The 13,554-nt window shown below is 58.0% G+C and carries 13 protein-coding genes; all 13 read left to right on the top strand.

The window, feature by feature from the left end; genetic code table 11:
* Positions 1-46: 46 nt before the first annotated feature.
* The 13 genes from XH96_RS33930 to fdxB all read left to right on the top strand — a co-directional run bounded on the left by XH96_RS33930 (position 47) and on the right by fdxB (position 13,457).
* A complete protein-coding gene (locus XH96_RS33930) occupies positions 47-241 on the top strand; it encodes a 4Fe-4S binding protein (protein ID WP_035730311.1) in 195 nt (64 codons plus the stop codon).
* A 194-nt stretch (positions 242-435) separates the two neighbouring features.
* Positions 436-1,929, top strand: a complete 1,494-nt coding sequence (gene sufB / locus XH96_RS33925; protein ID WP_194389720.1) for a Fe-S cluster assembly protein SufB — start codon at positions 436-438, stop codon at positions 1,927-1,929.
* A gap of 64 nt (positions 1,930-1,993) precedes the next feature.
* Positions 1,994-2,746 carry a Fe-S cluster assembly ATPase SufC gene (gene sufC, locus XH96_RS33920; RefSeq protein ID WP_092218315.1) on the top strand — a complete coding sequence of 251 codons (753 nt, stop codon included), beginning with the start codon at positions 1,994-1,996 and terminating at the stop codon, positions 2,744-2,746.
* Between the two features lie 17 nt (positions 2,747-2,763).
* Positions 2,764-4,086: a Fe-S cluster assembly protein SufD gene (gene sufD, locus XH96_RS33915; protein ID WP_194389719.1), complete on the top strand. Its 1,323-nt coding sequence runs from the start codon at positions 2,764-2,766 to the stop codon at positions 4,084-4,086.
* Positions 4,083-5,330, top strand: a complete 1,248-nt coding sequence (locus tag XH96_RS33910) for a cysteine desulfurase (protein WP_092218313.1) — start codon at positions 4,083-4,085, stop codon at positions 5,328-5,330. Before sufD ends, XH96_RS33910 begins: the two co-directional genes overlap by 4 nt.
* Positions 5,331-5,791: 461 nt before the next feature.
* Positions 5,792-7,294 carry a nitrogenase molybdenum-iron protein alpha chain gene (gene nifD, locus XH96_RS33905; RefSeq protein ID WP_194389718.1) on the top strand — a complete coding sequence of 501 codons (1,503 nt, stop codon included), beginning with the start codon at positions 5,792-5,794 and terminating at the stop codon, positions 7,292-7,294.
* Positions 7,295-7,360: 66 nt separating this feature from the next.
* Positions 7,361-8,917 (top strand): nitrogenase molybdenum-iron protein subunit beta, encoded by a 1,557-nt coding sequence (nifK, locus tag XH96_RS33900; RefSeq protein WP_092218312.1) that lies wholly within the window; start codon positions 7,361-7,363, stop codon positions 8,915-8,917.
* A 94-nt stretch (positions 8,918-9,011) separates the two neighbouring features.
* A complete protein-coding gene (gene nifE / locus XH96_RS33895; protein WP_194389717.1) occupies positions 9,012-10,658 on the top strand; it encodes a nitrogenase iron-molybdenum cofactor biosynthesis protein NifE in 1,647 nt (548 codons plus the stop codon).
* Positions 10,659-10,667: 9 nt separating this feature from the next.
* Positions 10,668-12,077, top strand: coding sequence for a nitrogenase iron-molybdenum cofactor biosynthesis protein NifN (gene nifN / locus XH96_RS33890; RefSeq protein ID WP_092218310.1), 1,410 nt, complete (start codon positions 10,668-10,670; stop codon positions 12,075-12,077).
* On the top strand, positions 12,074-12,469 hold the full coding sequence (gene nifX, locus XH96_RS33885) for a nitrogen fixation protein NifX (RefSeq protein ID WP_092218309.1): 396 nt from the start codon (positions 12,074-12,076) through the stop codon (positions 12,467-12,469). The genes nifN and nifX overlap by 4 nt, the downstream gene beginning before the upstream one ends.
* Before the next feature lie 6 nt (positions 12,470-12,475).
* On the top strand, positions 12,476-12,952 hold the full coding sequence (locus tag XH96_RS33880; RefSeq protein ID WP_092218308.1) for a NifX-associated nitrogen fixation protein: 477 nt from the start codon (positions 12,476-12,478) through the stop codon (positions 12,950-12,952).
* On the top strand, positions 12,949-13,149 hold the full coding sequence (locus tag XH96_RS33875; RefSeq protein ID WP_092218307.1) for a CCE_0567 family metalloprotein: 201 nt from the start codon (positions 12,949-12,951) through the stop codon (positions 13,147-13,149). Before XH96_RS33880 ends, XH96_RS33875 begins: the two co-directional genes overlap by 4 nt.
* A gap of 11 nt (positions 13,150-13,160) precedes the next feature.
* A complete protein-coding gene (gene fdxB, locus XH96_RS33870; RefSeq protein ID WP_092218306.1) occupies positions 13,161-13,457 on the top strand; it encodes a ferredoxin III, nif-specific in 297 nt (98 codons plus the stop codon).
* The last annotated feature ends 97 nt before the right edge of the window (positions 13,458-13,554 follow it).

Raw genomic sequence — 13,554 nt, 5'->3', positions numbered from 1 at the left:
TGAAAGCAAGAAACTGTCCGCAACTTTCGCTCATGGAATCGCAGTGATGGCCTACAAGATAATCGCATCCCAGTGCACCGTGTGCGGTGCATGTGAGTTCGAATGTCCCAATGCCGCGATCAGCCTGAAGAACGATATATATGTGATCAATCCGACCCAGTGTACCCAATGTGAGGGGCACTTTGACGCGCCGCAATGCGCGGTCGTTTGCCCGGTGCCAGATACCTGTGTGCCGGCATAGGTGGAGTAGTCGATGAGGGGAGCTCCTGCGCGAAACATGATGAAGACGCTATCGACAGCGGCCGTCCGTCGGATTCGTCTTCTGTTTCTCTCGCTCGCTGGCCCCGAGTTGCCGGCGACTTGCGCGATCCGCTTGGATCGATTGCGGCGGAGTCCCTGCCGGCGGGAGTTGTCGTTGCCCCGGTGGAGCGGGCAATGGTAGCTTTACAAGAGACAGTCGAGCGCGTGAAGCGCATCGGCGACCAGTACCGATATGGGTTTGAGACCCTGATCGACTCCGAGAAGGCCCCCAAGGGGCTGTCGGAAGAGATCGTAAAATTCATCTCGCAGAAGAAGAATGAGCCCGCCTGGATGCTCCAGTGGCGGCTGAAGGCCTATCGGCGCTGGCTGACCATGACCGAGCCGACCTGGGCGCGCGTCGAGTATCCCAAGATCGACTTCCAGGACATCTACTATTACGCGGCGCCGAAGCCGAAGAAGACGGTGACCTCGCTGGACGAGATCGATCCGGAGATCCTGAAGACCTACGAGAAGCTCGGCATCCCCTTGCGGGAAGTCGCCATGCTCGAAGGCGTCGAGCCCAAGGTGGGCGAGGAAGATCCCGCCCGCCGCAAGATCGCGGTCGACGCGGTCTTCGATTCGGTCTCGGTTGCGACCACCTTCAAGGCGGAGCTGAAGAAGGCCGGCGTGATCTTCATGCCGATCTCGGAGGCGATCCGCGAGCATCCCGAGCTGGTGCAGAAATATCTGGGATCGGTGGTTCCGACCTCGGACAATTTCTACGCAACGCTGAACTCGGCGGTGTTCTCCGACGGCTCGTTCGTCTACGTGCCGCCGGGCGTGCGCTGCCCGATGGAGCTGTCGACCTATTTCCGCATCAACGAGCGCAACACCGGCCAGTTCGAGCGCACGCTGATCATCGCCGACAAGGGCTCCTACGTCTCCTATCTCGAGGGCTGCACTGCGCCGCAGCGCGACGAGAATCAGCTGCACGCGGCCGTGGTCGAGCTCGTGGCGGTCGATGACGCCGAGATCAAATATTCGACGGTGCAGAACTGGTATCCCGGCAATTCGGAAGGCAAGGGCGGCATCTACAACTTCGTCACCAAGCGTGGCGACTGCCGCGGTGATCGTTCCAAGATCTCCTGGACCCAGGTCGAAACCGGCTCGGCGATCACCTGGAAGTACCCGAGCTGCATCCTGCGTGGCGACAATTCGAGCGGCGAGTTCTACTCGATCGCGATCTCGAACGGCTTCCAGCAGGTCGATTCGGGCACCAAGATGATCCATCTCGGCAAGAACACGTCGAGCCGCATCATCTCCAAGGGCATCGCGGCGGGCAAGTCGCAGAACACCTATCGCGGTCTCGTCACCGCGCATCGGAAAGCGACCGGCGCGCGCAACTTCACCGCCTGCGATTCGCTGCTGATCGGCGACAAATGCGGCGCGCACACGGTGCCGTACATCGAGGCCAAGAACTCGTCGGCAACGTTCGAGCACGAAGCAACGACCTCGAAGATCTCCGAGGACGTGCTGTTCTACTGCATCCAGCGCGGCCTTTCGCAGGAAGAGGCCGTCGGCCTCGTCGTCAACGGCTTCGTCAAGAAAGTTCTGCAAAAGCTGCCGATGGAATTCGCAGTGGAAGCGCAGAAGCTAATCTCGATCTCGCTCGACGGATCTGTCGGATAACCCAACCTCCCGCGAGCCGCCCCGAATGCGGCTCGCCAGATGACATTTCAGGGATCAGATTAGAATGGCGCTACTCGAAATCCGAGATTTGCATGTTGGTGTCGAACACCGCGAAGTTATTTGCGGCCTCGATCTTAACGTCCATGCGGGTGAGGTGCACGCGATCATGGGACCGAACGGCTCCGGCAAATCGACCCTGTCGCACGTCATTGCCGGCAAACCCGGCTACGAAGTCATCGACGGCCAGATCCTGTTCAAGGGCGAGGACCTTCTCGAGATGGACCCGGACGAACGCGCCGCCGCGGGCGTGTTCCTGGCATTCCAGTATCCGGTCGAGATCGCTGGCGTGACCACCATGAACTTCCTGCGGGCGGCACTGAACGCCCAGCGAAAGGCGCGGGACCAGCAGGAATTCTCCACCCCCGAATTTCTGAAAAGAGTCCGCAAGGTGGCCGGTTCACTCAACATTCGCCAGGACATGCTCAAGCGTGGCGTTAATGTCGGATTCTCCGGCGGCGAGAAGAAGCGCAACGAAATTTTGCAGATGGCATTGTTGGAGCCGAGTCTGTGCATCCTTGACGAGATCGATTCCGGCCTCGACATCGACGCGCTGCGTATCGTCGCCAATGGCATCAACGGCTTGCGTTCGCCCGAACGAGCGATGATCGTGATCACGCACTATCGGCGGCTTCTCGACCATGTCGTGCCGGACGTTGTGCACGTGATGTCTAAAGGGCGGATCGTGAAGAGCGGCGACAAGGAACTCGCGCTGGAGCTCGAAGCCTGTGGCTACGGCCAATTCGAAGACGCGGCCTGACGGCTCTAGGGGCTCCGATGAAGCAGGTTTTGCCCAAAGCCGACCCCCAACGCACAAGTGGCAATGTTTTCGCTGCGGCGCGTGGACGGCTGCCTGGTGCAGGCCTTGTTCCTCAAATCCGGGCGAGCGCATTTGAGGTCTACGAGCGTACCGGCCTTCCGCATCGGGGCATGGAGGACTGGAAATACACCGATCTGCGCGCCCTGATCGGCGAGGTGCTGCCACTCGCTCCGCGACCGGATGCGGAGGCACTAGTGCGCGCAAAGGTGTCGGCCCAGCATGTGTCTGCCGATCAGGCGGTCAAACTGGTTTTGGTGGATGGTATATTCGTGCCGGAGCTATCCGATCTCGGCAAGCTGGAAAATGGACTTGTTGTGCGGTCGCTGCGAGAGGTTCTGGAGCATTCGGTCCCTGGCGACATGGCAGGTCTGGTGCTGTCGACGACGAGCGATTCCGCTATCTCGCTCAACGCCGCAATGGCAACAGATGGCCTGGTGATTACGATCTCCGACGGCAACGCGGTGAAGCGTCCAATTCAAATCGTGCACGTCGCAACCGGCGTGTCGGTGTCCACCTTTACACGCTCGTATCTACAGCTTGGTAAAGGCGCGCATGCGGCCATCGTGGAAAGTTTCGTCTCGGCTGAACGCGCGAGCGGCTATCAAGCCAACGATGCGATAATCGCCCTAGTCGGTAACGAGGCGAGCCTTTCGTATATCCACGTCGCAGCCGCGGCCTCTGACGCCGTGAATATCTCGTCGGCGATCATCGCAGTCGGCGCCAGGGCTAAGCTCGACCTCTTCAGCATGACCTGCAGCGGCTCCATCAGCCGCTATCAGGGATTCATCTCGCTGGCTGGCGAGGGAACCGATGTCTCGGCGAATGGAGTTAATCTCATCAGGGGCGAGCTTCACGCCGACACAACTATGGTGGTCGACCATGCCGTGCCACATTGCACCAGTCGGGAGAAGTTCCGCGCGGTCGTCGACGATCGAGGCCGCTCGGTATTTCAGGGCCGAATTGTCGTTCGTCCTGCCGCCCGGAAGACGGACGCCACCCTGACGACGCGAGCGTTGCTCTTATCCGACGAGGCTGAGGCCGACAGTAAGCCGGAACTTGAAATCTTGGCTGACGACGTGACCTGCGGCCACGGAGCGACATCGGGTGCGCTGGACAACAGTCTCGTATTCTATCTGCGCGCTCGAGGGCTACCCGAGAAGGATGCGAAGTCGTTGCTGATTAAGGCGTTCCTTGGCGAGTCGATTGAGGAGATCACTTCCGAGAATCTGCGCGATTTTGTGACAGCTCAAGCTGAACACTGGCTGCAGGCGGGGCGATGAGCGCACATCCCGCGGTGAGCAATGGCAGTTACGACGTCAACCGTATACGTACGGACTTTCCCGCGCTCGCCATGACGGTGTACGGCAGGCCGCTTGTTTACCTCGATAACGCTGCATCCTCGCAAAAGCCAAACGCGGTGCTTGACCGTATGATGCGGGTGTACTCCAGCGAATACGCCAACGTTCATCGCGGCTTGCACTACCTCGCAAACGCGGCGACCGAGGCGTATGAAGGCGCCCGTACCAAGGTGGCGCGGTTTGTGAACGCGCGTACAAACGAAGAGATCATCTTCACTCGGAGCGCCACGGAGGCAATCAATCTGGTCGCCCAGACTTTTGGCCGTGAACGCATTAAGTCGGGTGATGAGATCGTGCTCTCCATTATGGAACACCATTCGAACATTGTGCCGTGGCACCTTCTCAGGGAACGACTCGGTGCAGTGATCAAATGGGCGCCAGTGGATGATGACGGAAACTTCTTGCTCGATGAGTTTGAGCGACTGCTGACCCCACGCACCAAGATGGTTGCAATCACACAAATGTCGAACGTGCTCGGCACGGTATTGCCGGTGAAAGACGTGGTGAGGATCGCGCATGCTCGTGATATCCCGGTGCTGGTTGACGGCTCGCAAGCTTGCGTCCATCTGAGCGCCGACGTTTGCGACATTGATTGCGATTTCTACGTCATGACAGGCCACAAACTCTATGGTCCGACCGGGATCGGTGTTCTTTACGGCAAGTCTGAGCATCTGGCATCGATGCCGCCCTTCAACGGCGGCGGGGAGATGATCCGCGAGGTCTCGCGTTCCGGCGTCATTTATGGTGATCCGCCACACCGGTTCGAAGCAGGTACGCCGCCGATCGTCGAAGCCATCGGTTTAGGGGCAGCTATCGATTACATCAATTCAATAGGCAAGGTGCAAATCCGCAGGCACGAGAGCGTACTGCTCGCTTACGCGCAGGAGAGGCTGGCGGGGATCAATTTCATGCGCATGATCGGGACCGCGGCACACAAGGGACCGATCGTTTCCTTTGATATGAAGGGGGCGCATGCGCATGATATTGCCACCGTCATCGACCGCGCCGGCGTGGCGGTGCGGGCGGGGACCCATTGTGCGATGCCGCTGCTCAAGCGCTTCGGCGTGCTGGCAACGTGCCGCGCGTCCCTCGGACTTTACAATACACGTCAGGAGATCGATGTGCTCGTGCGTGCGCTTATCAAGGCGCGGCAGCTGTTCTCGTGATTCGGCGAGCCTGCGATCTCCAGGTGGGCAGCTCGCATAGAGGCCTGGAGGATGAGGTCATGCACCTCATCGCAAAATAGCAGGTAAGCACCTGTAGGTCGCAACAAGCATACATAGGATTGATGGGCCTGTGTCGGCCAGCCGCTCTTGCGGCCGGTCTTCCAGTGCGGCGCCTTCGGCGAGGTCGATCGCAGAGTACTGCGATCGCGAACACGCTCGAGAATTGGGCTGGCAATTTCACGCATAGCCAGCCCTTGTTCAATTTCGAACAGGGCCAAGCCAAGAGTTCTCTGCCCCAAGCGTAATGTCGGGTTCGCAACACCAGCCACCGTAACCGCACGAGGCGCGCTAAGCGATTTTGATTGCTAAGTTTTTGGTGCTTATGATGCGCTGGCATGCTGGTTGCAAAAGTCTTGCCCAAGAGGCCGCCCTCGCAACAGCTAACTTTTGAAGGACATCAGATGAGTCTCGCCACGACCCAGAGCATCGCAGAAATCAGGGCTCGCAATAAAGAGCTCATCGAGGAGGTGCTGAAGGTCTATCCGGAGAAAACCGCGAAACGGCGTGCCAAGCACCTCAACGTTCACCAAGCCGGCAAGTCAGATTGCGGGGTGAAGTCCAACATCAAATCCATACCTGGCGTGATGACAATCAGAGGCTGCGCCTATGCAGGGTCAAAGGGAGTGGTCTGGGGACCGATCAAGGACATGGTCCATATCAGCCATGGCCCGGTAGGCTGCGGTCAATATTCGTGGGGCTCCCGACGAAATTATTACGTTGGCACGACGGGGATCGATAGCTTCGTGACCCTGCAGTTCACCTCCGACTTCCAGGAAAAGGATATCGTATTCGGTGGCGACAAAAAGCTGGTCAAAATTCTTGACGAAATCCAGGAGCTGTTTCCGCTCAACAACGGCATCACGATCCAATCGGAATGCCCGATCGGATTGATCGGTGACGACATCGAGGCCGTGTCGAGAGCGAAGTCCAAGGAATACGGCGGCAAGACCATCGTGCCGGTCCGTTGTGAGGGCTTTCGGGGTGTGTCGCAATCACTAGGCCATCACATCGCCAACGATGCGGTGCGCGATTGGATTTTCGACCAGCTCGAGTCCGATGGCAAACCAAAGTTTGAGCAGACGCCGTACGATGTTGCGATCATCGGAGACTACAATATCGGCGGGGACGCCTGGTCATCGCGAATTCTGCTAGAGGAGATGGGCCTGCGGGTGATAGCGCAGTGGTCCGGCGACGGTTCACTAGCTGAGCTCGAGGCAACGCCGAAGGCAAAGCTCAACATTCTGCATTGCTACCGTTCTATGAACTACATCTCGCGCCACATGGAAGAGAAGTTCGGTATCCCCTGGTGCGAGTACAACTTCTTCGGACCTTCAAAGATCGCAGAGTCGCTGCGCAAGATTGCTGGCTATTTCGACGACAAGATCAAGGAAGGCGCCGAGCGGGTGATTGAAAAGTACCAACCGCTGGTGAACGCTGTGATCGCAAAATATCGCCCGCGCCTGGAGAGCAAGACGGTGATGCTGTACGTCGGAGGGCTCCGTCCGCGTCATGTGATCGGCGCATACGAGGACCTCGGGATGGAAGTCATTGGTACCGGATACGAGTTCGGTCACAACGACGACTATCAGCGCACAGCTCAGCACTACGTAAAGGACAGCACGCTCATCTACGATGACGTTAATGGCTATGAGTTCGAGCGCTTCGTAGAAAAGCTCCAGCCTGACCTCGTCGGCTCGGGCATCAAGGAAAAATACGTTTTTCAAAAGATGGGTGTGCCGTTCCGGCAGATGCACTCCTGGGACTATTCGGGCCCATATCACGGCTATGATGGCTTTGCCATCTTTGCCCGCGACATGGACATGGCCATCAACTCGCCCGTCTGGAAGAAAACGAAGGCCCCCTGGAAGGAAGCTTCGAGGGCCAAGCTCCTGGCTGCAGAATAAACCAACTCATCTCGGTCTGCGCGAAGGCCGGGGCGACACCAATCTCGATTGTGAAGGATTTCAACAATGGCGCAGAGTGCCGAACACGTGCTCGATCATCTCGAACTGTTCCGAGGTCCAGAATACCAGGAGATGCTGGCCAAGAAGAAGATATTCGAGAATCCGCGCGATCCCGCCGAGGTCGAACGCATCAAGGAATGGACGAAGACGGCCGAATATCGCGAAAAGAACTTTGCGCGGGAGGCGCTAGCGGTAAATCCGGCCAAGGCATGCCAGCCGCTTGGCGCCGTATTCGCCTCTGTTGGCTTTGAGGGCACGCTGCCCTTCGTCCACGGCTCGCAAGGCTGCGTTGCCTACTACCGCAGCCATCTGTCGCGGCACTTTAAGGAGCCTTCTTCCTGCGTCTCCTCGTCGATGACGGAAGACGCTGCCGTATTCGGCGGTCTGAACAACATGATCGACGGGCTCGCGAACAGCTACAACATGTACAAACCCAAGATGATTGCGGTCTCGACCACCTGCATGGCCGAGGTGATCGGCGATGACCTCAATGCCTTCATCAAAACGTCGAAAGAAAAAGGCTCGGTCCCGGCGGACTTCGACGTGCCATTCGCCCATACGCCGGCGTTCGTCGGGAGCCACGTCACCGGTTATGACAATGCGCTCAAGGGCATTCTGGAGCATTTTTGGGACGGTAAGGCCGGAACAGCGCCGAAGCTGGCGCGCAAGCAGAACGGGGCGATCAACATCATTGGCGGGTTCGATGGCTATACTGTCGGGAACCTTCGCGAAATCAAGCGCATCTTGGCGTTGATGGGCATCCAGCACACGATTCTCGCTGATAATTCTGAAGTCTTCGATACTCCGACAGACGGCGAATTCCGGATGTATGACGGAGGCACGACGCTGGAAGATGCGGCCAACGCGGTTCACGCCAAGGCGACAATCTCCATGCAGCAGTGGTGCACCGAAAAAACGCTGCCATTCGTTGCTGAGCATGGGCAGGACATCGTATCCTTCAACTACCCGGTGGGCTTATCCGCAACGGATGACTTTATCGTGGCGCTGTCACGCATCAGCGGCAAGGAGATTCCCGAGCAGCTTGCGCGAGAACGTGGCCGCTTGGTCGACGCCATCGCTGACTCCAGCGCGCATATCCATGGCAAGAAGTTCGCGATCTATGGCGATCCGGATCTTTGCTATGGGCTGGCTGCGTTTCTGCTCGAACTCGGCGCCGAACCGACCCATGTGCTGTCCACGAACGGCAGCAAGGCATGGCACGAAAAAATGCAGATGCTGCTTGCAAGCTCGCCATTCGGGCAGGGCTGCCAAGCCTATCCGGGCCGGGACCTCTGGCACATGCGCTCACTCCTGTTCACCGAGCCAGTCGATTTTCTGATTGGCAACACCTATGGCAAGTATCTGGAGCGCGATACTGGAACGCCACTGATCCGCATCGGCTTTCCGGTTTTTGATCGGCATCACCATCACCGGTCCCCCCTATGGGGCTATCAGGGCGGCCTGAATGTACTCGTGAAGATCCTGGACAAGGTCTTCGATGAAATGGACAAGAAGACGAACGTTCTTGGCAAAACTGACTACAGCTTTGACATCATTCGTTGATGAGCGACCGTGTCGCGTGCCATCGCAATAACTGCGATGGCACAAGCACATGACCGTTGACCATGCAATTAGTTTGCGCTGAGAGGAAAAAAGGATGAGATCACTAGCGGCCACGGTCCAGAATATTTTTGACGAGCCGGGCTGCGCCAAGAACGGCAGTAAGTCGGAGGCTGAACGCAAGAACGGCTGCACCAAGCAACTGCAGCCGGGTAGCGCTGCGGGCGGCTGTGCTTTCGATGGCGCCAAGGTTGCGCTACAGCCGTTCACCGATGTCGCTCACTTGGTGCATGGTCCGATCGCGTGCGAAGGGAATTCCTGGGACAATCGCGGCGCGGCGTCGTCAGGCTCGAATCTGTGGCGCACCTCGTTCACAACCGATTTGAGCGAAACCGATATTGTATTCGGAGGCGAGAAGCGGCTCTGCAAAGCGATCAAGGAGATCATCGACAAGTGCGACCCGCCCGCGATCTTCGTCTATCAAACCTGCATCCCGGCGATGATTGGCGACGATATCAACGCAGTCTGTAAGGCCGCATCTCAAAGGTTCGCAAAGCCGGTGATCCCGATCAATTCCCCGGGCTTCGTCGGCTCGAAGAACCTCGGTAACAAGCTCGCCGGCGAGGCGTTGCTCGACTATGTGATCGGGACGCAAGAGCCAGACTACACCACCCCGTACGATATCAACCTGATCGGAGAATACAACCTTTCGGGAGAGCTCTGGCAAGTGAAGCCACTGCTAGACGAACTTGGAATACGGATTCTCTCCTGCATCTCCGGCGATGGCAAGTATCGCGAAGTCGCTTCAGCCCATCGCGCGCGGGCGGCGATGTTGGTGTGCTCAAAGTCCATGATCAACGTCGCACGCAAGATGGAGCAACGCTACGGGATTCCGTTCTTCGAGGGGGCGTTCTACGGTATTCAAGATTCGAGCGTATCGCTGCGTCAGCTTGCCCGCTTATTGGTTGAGCGCGGTGCGCCTGCAGATCTGCTCGGGCGCACTGAATCGGTGATCGCGCGCGAGGAAGCGTGGGCCCGGGCTGCGATAGGGCCGTACAAGCCACGATTCGAAGGCAAGAAGGCTTTATTGATTACCGGCGGCGTCAAGTCATGGTCGATCGTTGCGGCACTCCAGGAATCTGGGCTTGAGTTAGTCGGAACCAGCGTCAAGAAATCAACCGGGAAAGACAAGGAGCGCATCAAGGAGCTCATGGGGCAGGACGCCCACATGATTGAGGACATGACGCCGCGCGAGATGTTTAAGATGTTAAAGGACGCAAAAGCGGACATCATGCTATCGGGCGGCAAGTCGCAGTTCGTCGCGCTGAAAGCGGCGATGCCATGGCTCGATATCAATCAGGAGCGTTGCCACGCCTATATGGGCTATGTCGGAATGGTCAAGCTGGTGGAGGAGATCGATAAGTCACTCTCGAGTCCGATGTGGGAGCAGCTACGTCGACCGGCCCCATGGGATGTATTGGCCAAGGCGATGGAGCAGATGCAATCGCCCGTGGCCGCGATCGCCTGCGATCCGGCGCTCGCCGAAACCGCGCGCCGCGCGAGGAAGATCTGCGTGTGTAACGCGGTCGATTTGGGCACGATTGAGGATGCAATCTACGCGCACGGCCTGAGGAGCGTCGCAGCGGTGAGAGAGCATACCAATGCGGCCGGTGGCTGCTGCCAGAGACGCATCGAAGGTATCTTGGTGTCCGAGCCATCTGCCATGCGACAGGCCGCAGAATAGGGAGGCGTCATGGCCATCGTCACGGCGCCGACGAAAGCCTGCGCTGTCAACCCGCTGAAGATGAGTCAGCCGATCGGCGGCGCATTCGCCTTCATGGGGCTGCGCGGGGCGATGCCGCTTCTGCACGGCTCCCAGGGATGCACATCCTTCGGGCTCACGCTCTTCGTCCGGCATTTCAAAGAGGCAGTACCGCTGCAGACCACGGCGATGAGCGAGGTCGCGACCGTACTCGGCGGTTATGAGAATCTCGAGCAGGCGATACTGAACATCTACAACCGTACCAAGCCAAAGGTCATCGGTATCTGCTCGACCGGTGTCACCGAGACCAATGGCGACGATGTGGATGCCTACCTCAAGCTAATCCGCAACAAGCACCCGCCACTCGCAAAGTTGCCAATGGTGTATGTCTCGACGCCTGATTTCAAGGGCGCGTTTCAGGACGGGTGGGAGAAGGCTGTGGCACGCATTGTGGAGGTGCTGGTGGAAGGGCCCAGCGCCAATGGCCTGAGGGACCCATTGAAAGTGAATGTTCTGCCAGGATGTCACCTGACGCCCGGCGACATTGATGAACTCCGCGCCATAGTGGAGGATTTCGGCTTGTGCCCGTCCTTCCTCCCTGACCTGGCCGGATCGCTCGATGGGCATATCCCCGATGAGTATACGCCAACGACCACCGGCGGCATCGGCGTCGACGAAATTGCGAGCATGGGGCGCGCCGGATGGACGATTGCAATCGGGGCGCAGATGCAGCGTGCGGCAGAGGTCATGCAGGTCAAAACCGGCGTGCCTTTTCGTGTCTTCGAGCGGCTGTGTGGTCTCTGTCCGAGCGACGAATTCATGACCTTCCTGAGCGAGATCAGCGGCCGCCCCATACCCTTGAAATATCGGCGCCAGCGCGGTCAGCTCGCCGATGCAATGCTGGACGCACATTTCCATATTGGCGGTCGCAAAGTTGCTATCGGCGCCGAGCCAGATCTTCTGTTCGATCTGTCCGGCATGCTGCACGACATGGGCGCGCAGGTGACAGCGGTCGTGACGACCACTCAGTCGGAGGTGATCGAGCGGATCAAGACCAACGAGGTACTCATTGGCGATCTCGAGGATCTGGAAGGGCTTGCCAAAACACACCATTGCGACCTCTTGATCACGCATTCGCATGGCAGGCAAGCGGCGGCTCGGCTGAAATTGCCTTTCTATCGCACGGGTTTTCCGATGTTCGATCGACTTGGTGCGGGACACCAACTATCCGTGGGCTATCGTGGTACCCGCAATCTGATCTTTGAAATCGCCAACCTCGTGATCGCGCACCGCGAGGAAAACGATCGGCCTACGCCCGATAAGTGGCGGACTGCGTCCCGGCTGCCACTTTGCTCGGGCTATCGCAGCTCCACCGGCGCGGCTGCGGGGTCGATTGGATGAAGGTCGCGTTTGCCACTCAGGACCTGAAACGAGTCGACGCCCATTTTGGTTGGGCAAAGAATATCGCAATCTACGATGTCACGCCTGGAGGGCACGTGCTTCTCAAAGCGATCGAGTTTGAGGGCGATCTAAAGGAAGACGGCAACGACGACAAGTTGGCGCCGAAGATCGAGGCGATCAAGGATTGCGCAATCCTTTACGTCGCCGCCATTGGTGGTGCCGGGGCTGCGCGAGTGGTGGCCAACAAGATCCATCCTATCAAGGTGGACAAGCCAGAAAGCATTCTGGTGTTGCTCGAAAAACTCGAGCGCGTACTGAAGGGCACGCCACCTCCCTGGCTACGCAAGGCCATGGCAAAGGACCGAGGGCGTACGTTCGAGTTCGACGAATGAGGTGATATGACCGCAAAAATAGAGCAACAGGGCAGCGCCGTCGACGCGCCGTTTCTCAAGGAGTTGATCAAGATTTGGCGTGCTCAGGATACCAACGGAGCCTGGGAGGCGAAGAGTGATCTTGACCTGCTCGAACCCTATATCCTGGATAAGCAGAAAAGGCGCGCATTGCCGATTATCGGTGATCCCGATTCCGATACACTGTGGCGGCTTAAGCTGTTCTTCGATGCGGTCGCGCTCTCGATCGAGAAGGAGACCGGCGGGATGATCCAGCCGATTCTGGATCTGCATCATGAAGGATTCGGCCGCATGGTGCTCATCTCAGGTCGGCTGATCGCCGTGAACAAGCAGCTGCGCGACGTCCATCGCTTCGGATTTGATAATTTCGTAAAGCTCGCGCAGGAGGGCGACAAGTACGTCAGCGACGGAATCGACTTGATTCGGAAATTTCCGGACGTGGCAAACTATTGGGGATACTCATGAGCGATCGTGAAACATTGAAGGCGGAACTAAGGAAGGTGTCGGCGAAGGCGATACAGGCGAAGATGGATCTGCACGACCTTTCCGAAGAATTACCCATCAACTGGACCTCGATCATGCTGGTGGCGCAGAAGGCGTACGATGCCTATGCCGAACTTGAGCGGAAGGGCCTCGACTTGAAGGCGCTTGAAAAAACTTAAAGGGGCAACGCATGTCGTTTCAAACACGAGACGGACGCGATTGGACGCCACAATACCTGATCTCGATCGATGCCAAGAAGTGCATCGGCTGTGGTCGCTGTTTCAAAGTTTGCGGCCGTGATGTCATGACGTTGAAAGGAATCAGCGAGGATGGCGAATTTGTCAACCTCGATGACAACGACGATGAGATCGAAAAGAAGGTCATGGTTCTGAATGATCAAGGCGCCTGCATTGGCTGCGGTGCATGCGCCAGGGTTTGCCCGGCCAACTGCCAGACTCACACATCAGCTATACCTGAAGCGGCGTGAGTGAACACACTCGTCCTGTCGCGGCAGGCGAGATATAGGTGAGGAAAGGTGCAATTTTGATCAGGTGAACTCATGGTGAGAACCGCGCAAGGATCTC

It is taken from the genome of Bradyrhizobium sp. CCBAU 51765, from assembly GCF_015291725.1.
GTDB classification, from domain to species: domain Bacteria; phylum Pseudomonadota; class Alphaproteobacteria; order Rhizobiales; family Xanthobacteraceae; genus Bradyrhizobium; species Bradyrhizobium liaoningense.
This window is presented reverse-complemented; position numbering and strand designations above follow the sequence as displayed.